The organism is Streptomyces sp. 6-11-2 (assembly GCF_006540305.1).
Classification (GTDB): Bacteria; Actinomycetota; Actinomycetes; order Streptomycetales; family Streptomycetaceae; genus Streptomyces.
On sequence record NZ_BJOR01000001.1, the window covers coordinates 3574030 to 3588289 of the forward strand.

General features: G+C 71.2%; 13 protein-coding genes and 1 tRNA gene. 4 read left to right on the forward strand and 10 right to left on the reverse strand.

The window, feature by feature from the left end; all coding sequences use genetic code 11:
• Positions 1 to 14: 14 nt before the first annotated feature.
• Entirely contained in the window at positions 15 to 1550 is a 1536-nt protein-coding gene (locus TNCT6_RS15415) for a PP2C family protein-serine/threonine phosphatase (protein WP_172632915.1), read from the reverse strand.
• Between the two features lie 503 nt (positions 1551 to 2053).
• On the opposite strand from TNCT6_RS15415, the gene TNCT6_RS15420 reads away from it, so the two are divergent.
• Both TNCT6_RS15420 and TNCT6_RS15425 read left to right on the forward strand, forming a co-directional pair.
• Positions 2054 to 2719: a bifunctional DNA primase/polymerase gene (locus TNCT6_RS15420; protein WP_141359922.1), complete on the forward strand. Its 666-nt coding sequence runs from the start codon at positions 2054 to 2056 to the stop codon at positions 2717 to 2719.
• Positions 2720 to 2774: 55 nt separating this feature from the next.
• Positions 2775 to 3365: a hypothetical protein gene (locus tag TNCT6_RS15425; RefSeq protein WP_253266114.1), complete on the forward strand. Its 591-nt coding sequence runs from the start codon at positions 2775 to 2777 to the stop codon at positions 3363 to 3365.
• 267 nt (positions 3366 to 3632) lie between these two features.
• Here TNCT6_RS15425 and TNCT6_RS15430 read toward each other — a convergent pair whose 3' ends face one another.
• From TNCT6_RS15430 to TNCT6_RS15440, 3 genes are all read right to left on the reverse strand, one after another.
• Positions 3633 to 4598: a DUF5926 family protein gene (locus TNCT6_RS15430; RefSeq protein ID WP_141359923.1), complete on the reverse strand. Its 966-nt coding sequence runs from the start codon at positions 4596 to 4598 to the stop codon at positions 3633 to 3635.
• A 211-nt stretch (positions 4599 to 4809) separates the two neighbouring features.
• The gene (locus tag TNCT6_RS15435) at positions 4810 to 5448 is read right to left on the reverse strand and encodes an ATP-binding protein (protein ID WP_141359924.1); all 639 of its coding nucleotides are present in this window, start codon (positions 5446 to 5448) and stop codon (positions 4810 to 4812) included.
• 69 nt (positions 5449 to 5517) lie between these two features.
• A complete protein-coding gene (locus tag TNCT6_RS15440) occupies positions 5518 to 6345 on the reverse strand; it encodes a glycerophosphodiester phosphodiesterase (RefSeq protein ID WP_141359925.1) in 828 nt (275 codons plus the stop codon).
• Positions 6346 to 6605: 260 nt separating this feature from the next.
• Here TNCT6_RS15440 and TNCT6_RS15445 point away from each other — a divergent pair, with 260 nt between their 5' ends.
• Positions 6606 to 8042: a S1C family serine protease gene (locus TNCT6_RS15445; protein ID WP_141359926.1), complete on the forward strand. Its 1437-nt coding sequence runs from the start codon at positions 6606 to 6608 to the stop codon at positions 8040 to 8042.
• 795 nt (positions 8043 to 8837) lie between these two features.
• Positions 8838 to 8922 (forward strand) — tRNA-Ser (locus TNCT6_RS15450).
• A 137-nt stretch (positions 8923 to 9059) separates the two neighbouring features.
• Here TNCT6_RS15450 and TNCT6_RS15455 read toward each other — a convergent pair.
• The 6 genes from TNCT6_RS15455 to TNCT6_RS15480 all read right to left on the reverse strand — a co-directional run bounded on the left by TNCT6_RS15455 (position 9060) and on the right by TNCT6_RS15480 (position 14185).
• A complete protein-coding gene (locus tag TNCT6_RS15455) occupies positions 9060 to 10475 on the reverse strand; it encodes a tyrosine-type recombinase/integrase (RefSeq protein ID WP_141359927.1) in 1416 nt (471 codons plus the stop codon).
• Positions 10476 to 10535: 60 nt separating this feature from the next.
• Positions 10536 to 10724 (reverse strand): AlpA family transcriptional regulator, encoded by a 189-nt coding sequence (locus TNCT6_RS15460; protein WP_141359928.1) that lies wholly within the window; start codon positions 10722 to 10724, stop codon positions 10536 to 10538.
• A gap of 161 nt (positions 10725 to 10885) precedes the next feature.
• Positions 10886 to 12115 (reverse strand): DUF3631 domain-containing protein, encoded by a 1230-nt coding sequence (locus TNCT6_RS15465; protein WP_141359929.1) that lies wholly within the window; start codon positions 12113 to 12115, stop codon positions 10886 to 10888.
• Complete coding sequence (locus TNCT6_RS15470; RefSeq protein WP_141359930.1) at positions 12112 to 12453, reverse strand: hypothetical protein; 342 nt, start codon at positions 12451 to 12453, stop codon at positions 12112 to 12114. The genes TNCT6_RS15465 and TNCT6_RS15470 overlap by 4 nt, the downstream gene beginning before the upstream one ends.
• A gap of 86 nt (positions 12454 to 12539) precedes the next feature.
• Entirely contained in the window at positions 12540 to 13457 is a 918-nt protein-coding gene (locus TNCT6_RS15475; RefSeq protein ID WP_141359931.1) for a bifunctional DNA primase/polymerase, read from the reverse strand.
• Positions 13454 to 14185 (reverse strand): DNA cytosine methyltransferase, encoded by a 732-nt coding sequence (locus TNCT6_RS15480; RefSeq protein ID WP_141359932.1) that lies wholly within the window; start codon positions 14183 to 14185, stop codon positions 13454 to 13456. The genes TNCT6_RS15475 and TNCT6_RS15480 overlap by 4 nt, the downstream gene beginning before the upstream one ends.
• Between the last annotated feature and the right edge of the window lie 75 nt (positions 14186 to 14260).

Genomic DNA, 14260 nt, shown 5'->3' on the forward strand with positions numbered 1-14260 from the left:
GATCACCGGGCGGCCTACTCGAAGCGCGCCGCCAGCAGCGCCACGTCCTCCGCGCCGTCGGTCACGTCGAGACCGTTCGGCAGGAGCGTGTGCAGGACGTGGTCGGCGACGGCCCCCGGGTCGTGGCGCAGCGTGCGCGGGACGCTCGCCGCGGCCGCGTGCAGCCGGGCGAAGGCACGGTCCACGGGATCGCCGGTGCGGTGCAGCAGCCCGTCGGTGTAGAGCAGCACCGTCTCGCCCGCGGTCACCTGGAACTCCACGCTCGGCGCCTCCCAGCAGGCGAGCATGCCCAGCGGCGCGGACACGGACGTCTCCACGAACTCCGTGCGCCGATCGCCGAGCAGCAGCGGCGGGCAGTGCCCGGCGCCCGCCAGGGTGATGCGGCGCAGGGCGGGTTCGCAGTAGGCGAACAGGGCCGTGGCGGAGCGGGCGGGCTCGGTCAGCCGCAGGAGCAGTTCGAGGTCGGACAGGACGGCGACGGGATCCTCGCCCTCCATCACCGCGTACGCCCGCAGGGACGCCCGCAGCCGGCCCATCGCGGCGATCGCGCCCGGCCCGGCGCCGGTGACCGAGCCGACGGCGAGGCCGAGCGCGGCCTCGGGCAGCGGCAGCGCGTCGTACCAGTCGCCGCCGCCGCGCGGCCCGGTGCGGTGCCGGGAGGCGAGCTGGACACCGGGGACGCGGGGCAGCCGGGAGGGCAGCAGCTCCTCGTAGACCGTCGCCATGCACGCGCGCGTGCGCTCGGTGTCGAGCAGGCGCGCCAGGTGCTCGGTGGCGAAGCGCAGGTAGAGGCCGGCGAGGTGGCGCTGCCGCTCCACCGGTTCGGCGGGCTCGTCGTAGAACCAGACGGCGGCGCCGAGTCGGCCGGCGGTCTCCGTGGACAGGGGCAGCGCGTAGCTGGCGGCGTAGCCGAGTCGGCCGGCCACCTCGCGGTGGCGCGGATCGAGGCCGTCCTCGGCGAACAGGTCGGGGCGCACGACCTCGCCGTCGCCGCCCGGCAGCCCGGCCGCGGTGTCGAGGAGCGTCCCGTAGGGCATCGCGCTGCGCGGCACGGTCTCGATGTGGCCGAGATCGGCCCGCGCGAGACCGAGGCCGATGGTGGTGTCGGGGCCCAGTCCGTCGTCCGGTTCGAGGACGGCGAGGCCGCGCCGGGCGCCGACGAGGGCGGCGCCGGCGCGCAGCAGTTCCTTCAGGGCGGCGTCGAGTCCGTTCGTACGGGCCAGCCGTTCGGTGAGCTCGTTCAGAGTGGTGAGGTCGGAGACCCAGCCGGCGAGCCGGTCCTGGAGGAGGGCGCCCGGCGGGCGGGGCGCGAGCGGGCCGGCCGGACCGCTCGGCGAGGGGTCCGGAGCGGCGGGCGAGGGCGCGACAGTGTGTGCGGGTGCCGGAACTGTCGAATCGATTCCAGCCACTTTCGGAGGGTGGGGGGCGTTCATGGCGTCCGGCTTTCCGACCGGTGCGTATTGCTCAAAAGCATCGCAAACCCCCATGTCATTCTGCGCCGCCAGCAGTGTCTCCACATGTACACGCACTCGTGAGGGGATGTCCAGCATTGTCCTGCCGGGTTTCCTGGTGTCAGAGGGGTTCTCGGGGTCTTCTTCCCAACCTCTTGCTAAAAGGGGAAGTTGGCTTGAAACTGCCTCGGGTGACGGCCTGTTGCGGTCGACTGGGCTTGCTCGACAGAGCGTCACAGCGGTCGTGATGGGTACGTACTCGGAGAAGGCCAGGGGTGGTTGGGGGCTACCCGGAACCTGGCGACGGACCCGGGCGTCTTAGCCACCGACGGCCGTGCCCCATCCTTGCGCGATGGAGGCGGAGAGCAGAAGGCAAGACGGCATAACGCCACGCTCCGCCACCCCGCGCCACGCCCATGCTTCTGGTAGACGCAGTATGGACGGGGCTGCCGTGGAAGCAGCCGATGCTCGGCCCATAGGGGTTCCCCGTGCCTGAAGGCAGGGGTGTGATGCGCCAACAGGTACGCACAGTGCAGTGATCGACACATGGTGTGAGTGGTCCACGGTGTTGCCAGCGGTGCAACGGAAAGGAACGAGCGCTCATGCGCGAGATCCCCGGAAGGCGACGCAGGCTCCCGTCCCAGCACAGTGACGGGGGGCCTGAGCCGATCAGCGCGGCCCTGACCTTCGCGACCCGGTGGCAGTGGCCCGTGCTGCCCGGCGTGGCGACGGATCCGCGGCGCGGCGACCGCTGCGGCTGCCCCGACCCGGAGTGCACGGTGCCCGGCGCGCACCCCTTCGAACCCGGCCTCCTCGCGGCCACCGCCGACGCCCGCATGGTGCGCTGGTGGTGGACCAACCGGCCCACCGCGCCGATCGTCCTGGCCACCGGGGGCAAGGCCCCCTGCGCGGTGAGCCTGCCGGCCCTCCCGGCCGCCCGCGCCCTCACGGCGCTCGACCGCGTCGGCATGCGGCTCGGCCCGGTCGTCGCCTCGCCCACGCGCTGGGCGATCCTCGTCAAGCCCTACTCCCTGGAGCAGTTGGGCGAGCTGCTCTACGCCAAAGACTTCGTCCCCGGCTCGCTCCGCTTCCACGGCGAGGGCGGCTACCTCGCCCTGCCCCCCTCCGAGACCGGAGCCGGCCCGATCCGCTGGGAGCGTGCCCCGCTGCCCGGTTCCGCCTCGCCCTGGGTGCCCGATGTGGAGGCCGTGGTCGACGCGGTGGTGGAGGCCCTCACTCGTACGGGTGTGAGCGCCCCCGAGTTCTAGGGGTGTCGCGGCCGCGGCGGGCGAACCGCCCGCCCGGGGCCGTTATCGTCCCCGCATGCTGCGTCGTTCCGCCGGACCCGGAAGCCGAGTGCCGCGCGGCGGTCTCGATCCCCGGCGCGTCCGCCTGCTCGCCCTCCTGGGCGTCATCGGCTGCGCCGTCGTCATGCCGCTGGCCGGCGCGTCCGCGGGCCAGGTGGGCGACCAGAGCGGTACGGGCGCCCGCTCCCTGCCGCCCGGCGACGACAAGATGCCCTCCGCCGCGCCCGCCCGTTCCCCGCTGGTGCTCGGTCTGGGGCTCGCGACCGCCGCGCGCTGCGGCCCCGAGGTCACCTCGCCCGACGGGGTCGAGGCGCAGACCTGTGTGCTGACCCAGGGCCAGGACACCTGGGCGCGCACCTACCACCGCAACGCGACCGGACGGCTCCTGGACGCCGACCTGACCCTGATGGGTCCGGGCGAGCGCACCGTGCGGACGCACTGCGCGAGGGCCGGGGGCGACGAGCCGGAGATCTGTGAGACACCGCGGGAGCGCAGCAGGGGAACGGCGGCGGAGTACAGCGCCGTCGCGGAGTTCGCAGAGCGCGGCGGACGTGCCGCGCTGCTGCTGCGATCCGGGAGCAACTCGCCCGCGACGACGGGCGGTTGACGTGCGACTGCGCTGGGTGAGCGGCGGCGGACACGTAAGCGCCCGGTTGCTGGCGACGGGGGATGCACCAGCAACCGGGCTACTGGAACGGTAACAAGAGATCGGCAGTTCGCAAATTCGATCCCGGCTTTCCAGTCACCGGGTGGACGGCTTTCCGGTCACCGACTCGCCCGCGCCGCCCGCCGGTTGTGACGGGGGTCACCCGATCTGCCCGAGCGGGGCGGCGGGCCGGGCGGCCGACCGGAGGGCCGGCCGCCCGGCCGTCACTCAGCTCAGCGTGACCTGGCGGTTGGTCAGACCACCGCGGGCCCGGCGCTCGTCCCCGGTCAGCGGCGTCTGCGTGGCCAGCGCGGCGGCCAGTTGCTCGGCGAACTCGGCGGCCGGCTTCTCCACGTCCTGGGCGCCCATCTCGCTCGGCAGGTCCCACACGGGCACGGTGAGGCCGTGCGCCCGGAAGGAGCCCACGAGGCGGGTGCCTTCACCGAGGTTCGAACGGCCCGCCGCGTGCAGCCGCGCGAGAGCGTCCAGAAGCTGCTCCTCCGCGTGCGGCATGACCCAGCGCAGGTGGTTCTTCTCCGGCGTCCGGCACCAGTACGCCGCCTCGACGCTCTCCAGGCGCACGGTCGGAATGGCCGCCGCGTTGGCCCGCTCCAGGGAGGCGGTGACATCCGGCGTCGCGTTCTCCGCGTCCGGCACCCAGAACTCGAAGCCCTCGTGCACCACCGGATCGAAGGGGGCCTCGAGGTCGAGCAGGTCCTGAAGCCGCGGGCCGTCGGCCGGGGCGCGGCGGCCCTGTACCGGGGTGCCGGGCTTGGCCTCCAGGGCGCGCAGCAGGGTGTCGGCGAGGTCGCGGCTGATGTCGCCGGACGCCGTGTCGTTCTGCAGGCCGAGCAGTACCGAGCCGTCGTCGCGGCGCAGTGCGGGCCAGGCCATCGGCAGGACCGTGGCGAGTGTGACCGCCGGGACGCCGTCGGGCAGGCCGTCGCGGAGCGCCAGCCCGGCCGTGGCGGCGGGGACCAGCTCGCGCAGCGCCACCCAGTCGCACTCGCCGGGCAGTCCCTCGAAGGGCCGCTGCACCAGCTCGGTCACCGCGTGCGCGGCGGCCCGGCCGTGGCAGGCCTTGTACCGCCGGCCGCTGCCGCATGGGCAGGGCTCGCGCGCACCGACGACCGGGATCTCTCCATCCGTGAGCTGCGGGCGCTTGGCCTTCGTCTGGGGTCGCTTCTTGGCCATCTGGGTGTCTCCCGGTTACGGCTCGTCTCGTACGGCGCGAGCCTAGCCGTTCACGCCGTCAACGACGGGACCCTGTGGACGCGCCGGGGGAATGGCGGGTAACGCCGCAATGGCGGGTAACGCCGGGGAAGGGGGACAAGCGGCCGGCTCCGAGCGCCCGCGCCCGCGGCACGACCCGGGCATCGCCCGGGCGCGGCGCACGCGTGCGTGTTCAGTCCAGGTCGCCGAAGGCGTCCGTGAAGCCCAGGTCGGGTAGGGCCGACACGGACGGTGCGGTGATCCGGGAGGCGAAGTCGTCGCGGCGGTGACCGGCGTCCGGGTCGTGCACGTCGTCGTGGACGACCACCCATACGGTGACCTCGCCGCCGACGCCGTCCCGTACCCCCCAGTCGTCGCAGAGGGCGGTGATGATGTTCAGCCCGCGGCCACCGTGCGCGGTGACCGAGGGGGTGGCCGGGGACGGGCGGGTCGGGCCGCCGCCGTCGGTCACCTCGACGATCAGGCTGCCGCCCGCGTCCACCCGCCATGCGGCCCGGACGTCGCCGTCGCCGGCCAGGGCGCCGCGCAGCGGCCGGCCATGCTTGCAGGCATTGCTCAAGAGTTCGGAAAGGATCAATACGGCGTCGTCGATGACCGATTCCGCCACGCCACCACTGCGCAACTGATCACGCATCCGGTGTCTTGCTTCCCCCACGCCCGCAGGGCCATGGGGTACGGCCATGCTCGACGACGTGGGCACCTCCTGTGCCACCACCAACGCCACCCCCGAGACCTCCTTCGCCCCACGCCACGGTGTGGATGCCCCACCGGCCTGTACCGGAAACCGGCCGAATCGCGTCCGGCGACGCATTTGGAACGCTCGGTCACTCAACGAGCGCGCCGGAGCACTCCCTGTGATCGTTGCTGGATCGGCGGCCGGTCAGCGGCCGAGCCGGTGCAGGACCGCGCGCGGGCGGTTGGTGATGATGGCGTCCACCCCCAGTTCCACGCAGAGGTCGACGTCCTCGGGATCGTTCACCGTCCACACGTGCACCTGGTGTCCCGCCTGCTTGAGCCGCTCCACGTACACCGGCTGGTTGCGCACGATCCGGATCGAGGGCCCCGCGATCCCGACGCCCGCCGGCAGCCGTCCGTCCCGCAGTCGCGGCGAGACGAACTGCATCAGATAGACCGTCGGCAGGGACGGCGAGGCCGCCCGCACCCGGTGCAGGGAGCGCGCTGAGAAACTCATCACACGCACCGGCGACCTCGTGGCCGAGGCCGGGGCGTCCAGTCCGAACCGCTTCAGGAGTGTCAGCAGGCGTTCCTCGACCTGCCCGGCCCACCGTGTGGGGTGCTTGGTCTCGATGGCCAGCTCCACCGGCCGGCCGGCGTCGGCGACGAGTTCGAGCAGCCGCTCCAGGGTGAGGACGGAGGTGTCCTCGGGGTCCTCGGGCCGCACCTCCCAGTCCGGCTCCTCGACCCGGCCGCGCCAGGACGCGCGCGTGCGCCAGGAGCCGAAGTCCAGCGCGGCGAGGTCGGCGAGCTCCAGGGCGGACACCGCTCCCCGGCCGTTGGACGTACGGTTGACGCGCCGGTCGTGCACGCAGACGAGATGACCGTCCGCGGTCAGGCGTACATCGCATTCGAGGGCGTCCGCGCCGTCCTCGATGGCCTTCCGGTAGGCGGCCAGTGTGTGCTCCGGGGCGGCCTCGGAGGCTCCGCGGTGGGCGACGACTTGGATGTGGTGCTGCCGTGCGTGGGTCACCGCGTCATGGTGCCACCGAGGCGGAATGGGCGGGACGGCGGAGAGCCGTCGATAATGTGTCTGTTTCATGTGAGATGACCTATATAAAGAATGCACCCGGACCCACAGCATCGGCTTATGGTGCTCTGACGGCCCGTGGGAAAAGCTGACTACGTACACACCTGCACATGCACAGCTGGAGCGCGCCGGGTCGCCGGCGGGCATGGCGAGCGTGACCGAGTGCGACCGAAAACAACAGCCGTGGAGCAAGGAGAAGAGCTGTGAGCACCGAGAACGAGGGCAACACGGTACCCCCGGCACCGTCCGCACCTCCCGTGCCGGTGGATGCTCCCGCTGCTTCCCCGCACCCGGCCGCCCCCCAGGGCGGCCCGTCGGCACCTCCGCCCCCGGACGTGCCTCCGCACGTCCCGGGAGCCCACGGCGGGGCCGGCGCGCCCGCACCGCAGGGCCACGGCTCGCCCGTCGACGGCTCCTGGCCGCCCCCGTCCTCCGCCGCGCCCGCATACGGGGACGGCGGCGCGGGAGGCGCCGGCTGGGGCGCCGCGTACCAGCAGCACCAGCCCGCGCCCAAGCCCGGCGGCCGGCGCGGCGGCCTGGTCGCCGCGGTCCTGGTGGCCGCGCTGGTCGCCGGCGGTCTGGGCGGCGGCCTCGGCTACACACTGGCCAGGAACGACGACAGCAGCTCCACCACGGTCTCGGCCTCCGACGCCGGTGCCTCGCAGATCAAGCGGGACCCGAACTCGATCGCGGGCGTGGCCGCCAAGGCCCTGCCGAGCACGGTCACCATCGAGGCCGAGGGAACCGGCGGCCGGGGCGGCACCGGCACCGGATTCGTCTTCGACACCCAGGGCCACATCGTCACCAACAACCACGTGGTGGCCGAAGCCGTCGACGGCGGCAAGCTCAGCGCCACCTTCCCCGACGGCAGGAAGTACGACGCCGAGGTCGTCGGCCACGCCCAGGGCTACGACGTCGCGGTCATCCGGCTCAAGAACGCGCCCTCGGACCTCAAGCCGCTCGCCCTCGGCGACTCCGACAAGGTGGCCGTCGGCGACGAGACGATCGCCATCGGCGCGCCCTTCGGCCTGTCGAACACGGTGACGACCGGCATCATCAGTGCGAAGAACCGTCCCGTCGCCTCCAGCGACGGCAGCTCCGACAGCAAGGCCTCCTACATGAGCGCCCTGCAGACGGATGCCTCCATCAACCCGGGCAACTCCGGCGGCCCGCTCCTCGACGCACGCGGCGCGGTCATCGGCATCAACTCCGCCATCCAGTCCGCGGGCAGCGGCGGCCTCGGCGGCGCCGGCCAGTCCGGCTCGATCGGCCTCGGCTTCGCCATCCCGATCAACCAGGCCAAGTACGTCGCCCAGCAGCTGATCAAGAACGGCAAGCCCGTCTACGCCAAGATCGGCGCGTCGGTCTCCCTGGAGGACACGACCAGCGGCGCCAAGATCACCGACCAGGGCGTCAGCGGCTCGGACCCGGTCGAACCGAGCGGCCCCGCCGCCGAGGCCGGTCTCAAGCCCGGTGACGTCATCATCAAGCTCGACGACCGGGTCATCGACTCCGGCCCCACGCTGATCGGCGAGATCTGGACCCACAAGCCCGGCGACAAGGTCACCGTCACCTACAAGCGCGCCGGCAAGGAGCACACGGCGGAGCTCACCCTCGGCTCCCGCGTCGGCGACAACTGATCCCGGGCGCGCCTGTCCCACCGCCTCCGCAGGTCACAGATGTACTGGTCAGAAGGGGTGCCCCTCAGAGAGGGGCACCCCTTCTGTGTTGAGCGCGACCGTCAGTCCCGGGGCTGGACCATCTTGCCCGACACCGCATCAAGGTGGACGGCTGCTCCCCGAGGTTCCGATTCCCCCTCCGGGTCATGTCGACGATCCGGACGGGGCGCCATTCTCCGAGGCGTATGGGCATCATGATGTCGTCCACGTAGCGGCGGTAGCTCAGGACGTACGGGGCTTTTCCCTACACAAGAGGTTTGCGAATTTCTCGGCGGCCGCTTTGGACTGATCAGGAGTTAGAGACCCTCCATCGTCTTGGTTTTCCACGGAGAAGACGCTCTGAATTTTGCGCTCAGGCCACAAGGCTGTCGGGTTCCCCTTGTCGGTAGCGATATCTACCTGTCCCGGGAATCCAGGCATTGGTTCCCGCTGCTGCACCGTCCAGAAGTAGCCCTGTCCCGCGGTCTTCCGGTACTTCACGGCCGAGTGGAACAGGCTGGAGTTACCCGAGAGCTCGCGGCCGTTCAACGATGCCGTGGCCTGCCCGTCGTGCCCCCTCTGCCGGGGTGAAAGCCGGTGCGCCACAGGCCTCCACGGAAGGCACGGGCAACGAGCCGAGAGCTGCTCGGCGTGGTGGCCTTCACGACCTGGAAGTCAGCCGGTGGACCCCATCTGGACCCCATCTGGACCACGAACCCCGCGAGACGCCGGAGGCCGGTACGCTGTACCCGCTCCGCTCCTGGTGGGCGGGGACCAGGTGGGTTGCCCGAGCGGCCTAAGGGAACGGTCTTGAAAACCGTCGTGGCGCGAGTCACCGTGGGTTCAAATCCCACACCCACCGCACGCAGGTCAGCATAGGTGCTGGTCAGAAGGGGTGCACCGGTCTCCGGCGCACCCCTTTCACGTTCGGCCTGTCTCACCCTTTCTCGCCCGTATCCCAGCGTTGACCAGTACGTGTGGGCCATCTGTGGGCCAGAATCAGGACCCGTCGCCCTCGTCGAGCGCGCGTGAGATCAGGCCGTTGGAGTGCTTCTCGCCGCCCTTCAGGATCTTTGCGTAGAAGCGGTACAGCACTGCGATGCTGTGGCCGGCGCGAGCCGCAACCTCTGCGGGGTCCACCCCTGATTTGATCCAGAGGGAGACGCCAGCATGGCGGAGTGAGTACGGCACAGCGGCGAGTTCCGATTTCACCTCACGAGGCGACAGCACCACCTTCCGCGCTCTCTCCCACACGTCGCAGTACTCGGTGGAGGGGACGCGCCCACCCCGCGCAGCCCGGAACAATCGGCCGTCGTCAGCCGTGCCGTATCGCGTGATGTGCTCACGGAGCAGATGCACGAGAACCGGCGGGATGGGAACGGTCCGAGTCGCACCGCGCTTGCGCCTCTTCAAGCCGCGCTTCTCGTACGACGTGCCGTCGTCCGTCCACCCGCCGCCCACCTCGGGACGGCTCTCCCCGAGCAGCAGTTCGCCCCACTCCTTCACGGACTCAGGCGAGTTGGCTGGCAGGGTGCAGTCCGCTTCAGTGAGCGCGACGATCTCACCAGGGCGCATCGCTGCGTAGTAGAGGCATCCGAAGAACGCGTGCAGGTGCTGGCCGCGCGGCCCAAAATCGCGGACAGCTCCGAGCAAGGACCGCGCCAGTCTCGGGTCCGGTACGTATCGGAAGTCGATTTCGTCGTCACTCTCGGGCGGTGCCCAGTCCACGCGAGGAAGGGGATTGGACGAGAGCAGCCCCTTTTCCTCGACCGTGTAGCGCAGCACGTTGCTCAGGACCATCCGCTTGCGCCGGGCGGTGTTCTCGGCAGCCTTCCCTCCGTCCAGGCGGAGGGAGAGAGCTTCCAGGGCAGGCCGGAGAAGGGCGGGGTCCTCCAAATCTTTGACCTTGATCGAGCGGGCGGAGACCCATTCCAGGGCGGCGCGGATTTCGGCAGGGGGCTCCTCAGCGTGCTGGCGCGGCACCCACGCCCCCTCCGGTCCACGAACCGCCCGGAATGCCCACTGGTAGAGAGCAGCGCGTAGCACAGCAGGGCGGGGCGCTCCCCGCCTGCTGGTGACGAGAACGGGCGTTACTACGGCAAGCGACTCGGCGATACTCGCCCGATGCTTCGCCGCGGCGCGCGGCCACTTCATGAGCATGTACTCCGTCACGTGGTCGTACCAGGTTGGGGAAGTGAGAGCCACCAACTCACGGGCAGGCAGGCCAGTTTCCTCGTCGAACTGCTGCTGTTCCCGGAGCGCGGCCATCAACTCCGCTCGCCTGCCGTCTGCTTGCGGCTTGAGTTTGAAGCTCCGCGAGTGAGGGCGCTCGCCGACCCGCCACCGCAGTTCCCACGGCTTTGGGCGGCCCGCGCGCTTGCGGATCGACCAGATATCGACGTCGTACGTGAGCATGTCTCTCCAGACAGAACGAGGGGCCCGCGCAATGCGCGGGCCCCGGTGAAGCGGTCTGATCTACGCGGCTTGCTGCTCGCAGCGCTCCCACCACACGTCAAGGTCGGCGCGGCTGACGCGGACCTGGCCGTTGGGGAGCTTGCGGAGTCGGGGGGCTTGGCCGCGGGCGCGCATGCGATAGAAGGCGGCGCGGCTCATGCCGATCTCGTCGAGGACTTCGGGGAGCTTGAGCATCTTGGTGCCGGCCAAGGCGGTGACTCCTTTGGTCTTCTTCCTTCTGAGGGATCCGCCACGTCCGCCACGCCGCCACACCGCAGGTCAGAGCCTTGATCGTGTGGCGGATAGCGGTTTTGTGGCGGATAGGTGCCGCCACACGCGGGTGGTGTGGCGGCGTGTGGGCGCGTGGCTGGTCAGCCAGTGAGGGCGGGTTGTGTGGCGGTTTCTGTGGGCGTGTGGCGGATGCCGGTGGCGGTATCCGCCACGGATTCACCCCTGCTGACCTGCGGTGTGGCGGACGTGGCGGACGTGGCGGATTCTCCGGGGGGTGGGGGGCAGTACCGCGTCCAGGCGTCCGTGAGGTCTTCCGCGTAGTAGCCCTTGGGGAAGCCGGACGGGGTGCGGATGCCGCGCGGTTTGATCGGCTTGTTCGCCGGAGTCACGTACTGGCTGAGCATCCGGGCCAGGGTGCGGGAGTTGATCGGTTTGTCGTCCAGGTCGCCCCATGGCGCGTCGTCCATGTGGAGCAGGCATTCGAGGATGGCGGCGGTGGGCATGCGGTCTTCACCGCAGAACACCTTGTCGCGCAGGTCGGTCAGCAGCCGGACTCCGAGGGAGGCTTCGTCGTTGTCGTGGGCGGCGCTGATCAGTTCCAGGCAGGCGGCGCGGGCCCGTGCGGGCCAGTGGCCGCCGGCCGCGTCGGCGACGGCGAGCAGGGGTTCCCACACGTCTGCCGGGCGGTCGGTGACGCCCTCGGGCATCTCGGGCCAGGCGCCCGCGACCTGGTCGCGGACGGTGTCTGCCCACTTGGCGAGCCGGTCACGCAGGGCGTGTCCCTGGCTCTCGTGCTTGCGCTGGCGGTAGGGCTCGGCTTTCTCGTTGGGGGCGCGCTTGCGCATGCGGATGATGACGGAGCGGGTCAGGACGGTGTCCGGCAGGGAGCCGAGCCCGGCCATGGCCACGGCGCAGTAGGAGTTGAAGATCTGCGCGTTCTGGTTGGAGCCCTCTCCAACGCACCGCAGGGCACCCGCCGTGCGCCGGTACCCGGCGTTCAGGAAGCCGCGCAGTGCCTCATCCGTCCCGGCCTTGGGGCCGAAGATGGTGTCCACCTCGTCGAACAGCACTGTGGGCAGTCCGGCGGCGGAGTCGACCAGCCGGTACAGGGCGTTCGCGGACGCGGACACCGTGGTGACCGGTCGCGGGGTCAGGAGTTCCACGATCTCCAGCGCGCGGGACTTGCCCGATCCCGGCTCCGGGGACAGGAACGCGATCCGGGGCGTGGTCTCGAAGCACTCGATCAGGTGGGCGTGCGCGTCCCACAGCGTGACCGCGACGTAGGCGGCTTCGGTGGGGAAGACGTTGAAGCGGCGGTGGAAGGCCTCCACCTCGTCGAGCAGCGCGGCCCCGTCGATGGTGGGGGTCATGCGGCGGCCCTCCTTTCCTGGGTGGTCGTGAAAGCCTGCGTGCAGCCGGACTTGTGTGCGTCGTACTCGGAGACGAGGGCCGCCACGGTGCGGGGCCCGGTGGCGGTGCCGGTCTGCCCGCAGGCACAGGCGTAGGCAGCGGTGGGAGTGTGGCCGTAGTGCTTGGACCAGCGGGCTCCGTCCCAGTGGTGGCGGTAGACCGGCGGGGCGTAGATGCGGATACCAGGCCGCTCGGGCGTCGGGTCTTCCGCGCCGTGGCGTGCCTCGTCGCTCCGGAACTGCTCAGAACGAAGAGCAGTGACGACGCCCTGCCGGGCGGCGCCTTTCGGCTCGCCCACGGCCGCCGCGTCCACAGGCTGTGGAGCGGCGTGCGGCCTGTTCGGCGTGTTGGTGGGGCAATCCAGGGCGGGGGGAGTCGGCGCCGTCATGCCGCCTCCCGTGGTGTGGCATGGGCGATGACCCAGTCCAGGGCGCTGCGGATGGTAGTGCGGCACTCGGCCGGCGGCAGGCCCGTAGCCTCCCCCGCCCCCTGGATTGCCTCCTCCACCACGTGCCGGGGGATGTCGCCCCACGCCACGAACCGCGCCGCCTTGCAGGCGCTCTTGTGCAGGGTGTTGTTCCGCCCGTTCGGCCCGCCCTCGGTCGCGGAGGCGATGACGGCGCACTCGCGTTCCAGGGCGATCCTGGCGGCGCGGGTGCCGTCGTGGACTCGCACGGGCACCGGAGTGGGCCTGTCCGGCTCCACGAGCAACGCGGTGAGCCAGTCCGGCAGTTCGGCCACGGGCGCGTCGTGGGCGATCTCGTACGTGCCGTCGGGGGTGGTGCTGCCTGGGGCGACGACGTAGCCGCCCCAGGCGCGGGTGTCGATGTGCGGTCCGAGCCGGTCGACGCTGCACTTCAGACGCACCCCGGTGGGGGCGGTGAAGTAGAGGTGTTCACCGCGCGCGGTCCGCACCCGGTAGGTATCGGGGAGCACCTGCCCGGCGCGCTCGCAGAGCGCCTGCAAGGAAGTGGCGCCGTCAGGCGCTCCTTCTGGCTCGTCCGCCTTGACGGGGTCCAGGTCGATGACGAGCAGCCCGGCCGGGCCGGTCGCGATCCCGACGTTGTAGGGCCGGTGTGCCCACGCGGCGTGGATGAGTTCGGGGTCGGTGGTGGCTCGCTCCTCCGGGGTGCGGTGCCCGCCGGCGCACCGGCCGGTGCCGGGGCAGGCGCGTTCGGCGTGTCCGGCCGGGCGCTTGCTGCCGGGGTGGAGCGGGATGACGGGCCAGCCTTGTTCGGCCGCCGTGAGGGCGGACGCGAGCAGCGGAAGGCACGGCAGGTCGACGGACAGGATTCCGGTCATGCCGCCGCCTCCACGCTCGTGCGGGAGGCGAGGTACGCGCGGCCGATGTGCTCGCTGTAGGCGGGCGGGATGGCCTCGGTCAGTTCCTTGCGCACATCGGTCCAGTCGATGCCGAGCGCGGCTTGTAGCTCCGGGACGGTGGGCTTGCCACCGCCGTTGCCGTAGGCGGCCACGTACGGGCCGTCGTATAAGCGGCCGTGCCGGTAGCCGCGCACGCGGCCCCGGTGCGGACGGTGGGCCGGCTGTGGGGTAGTCCAGCCGCCCAACTCGAAGTTGCGGTGCCGGATGACTCCGAGACCGAACATCTCCCCGCACAGGGTCAGGTCTTTGCGGATCTCCGCGCGGCCGTTGGGCTGCTCGATGACGTACGGCAGACCGGTGGCGTCGAGCAGGGTGCGGGTCGGCTGCACGAGGTCGACGTGACTGCCGCCCCATCCCTGGGAACGGTTGGTGCCCACGGTGAGCGTGCACTTGTCCTGGCAGGGCGGGGAGGCGTGCACGAACGCGTAGCGCCGGATCTCGCCCGTGGCGATGAGGTGGGCGAGGTATTCCAGGGCGTCGCCGAGGTGGTAGGGGAAGGGGTAGTTCGGCCGGTGGGCGATGTCGCAGCCGTCCACGGCGAATCCCGCGTCCTCGTAGCCCTTTCCGGCCCCGCCGGCGCAGGAGAACAGATCCAGTAAGCGCGGCCGTCGGTTGCGCACTCGCTGGATGTCAGTGGGTTGGGTCATGCTGGGAGACCTCCACAGGTCTGGTTGGGACTGGTGGAACAGGGGCGGCCCCGGTTCTTTGGCGAGACGGTGGGG

Coding starts and splice junctions, on each gene's coding strand:
- TNCT6_RS15415 (WP_172632915.1), bottom strand. CDS start 1,550: ATGCTGGACATCCCCTCACGAGTGCGTGTACATGTGGAGACACTGCTG.
- TNCT6_RS15420 (WP_141359922.1), top strand. CDS start 2,054: ATGCGCGAGATCCCCGGAAGGCGACGCAGGCTCCCGTCCCAGCACAGT.
- TNCT6_RS15425 (WP_253266114.1), top strand. CDS start 2,775: ATGCTGCGTCGTTCCGCCGGACCCGGAAGCCGAGTGCCGCGCGGCGGT.
- TNCT6_RS15430 (WP_141359923.1), bottom strand. CDS start 4,598: ATGGCCAAGAAGCGACCCCAGACGAAGGCCAAGCGCCCGCAGCTCACG.
- TNCT6_RS15435 (WP_141359924.1), bottom strand. CDS start 5,448: ATGCGTCGCCGGACGCGATTCGGCCGGTTTCCGGTACAGGCCGGTGGG.
- TNCT6_RS15455 (WP_141359927.1), bottom strand. CDS start 10,475: ATGCTCACGTACGACGTCGATATCTGGTCGATCCGCAAGCGCGCGGGC.
- TNCT6_RS15465 (WP_141359929.1), bottom strand. CDS start 12,115: ATGACCCCCACCATCGACGGGGCCGCGCTGCTCGACGAGGTGGAGGCC.
- TNCT6_RS15475 (WP_141359931.1), bottom strand. CDS start 13,457: ATGACCGGAATCCTGTCCGTCGACCTGCCGTGCCTTCCGCTGCTCGCG.
- TNCT6_RS15480 (WP_141359932.1), bottom strand. CDS start 14,185: ATGACCCAACCCACTGACATCCAGCGAGTGCGCAACCGACGGCCGCGC.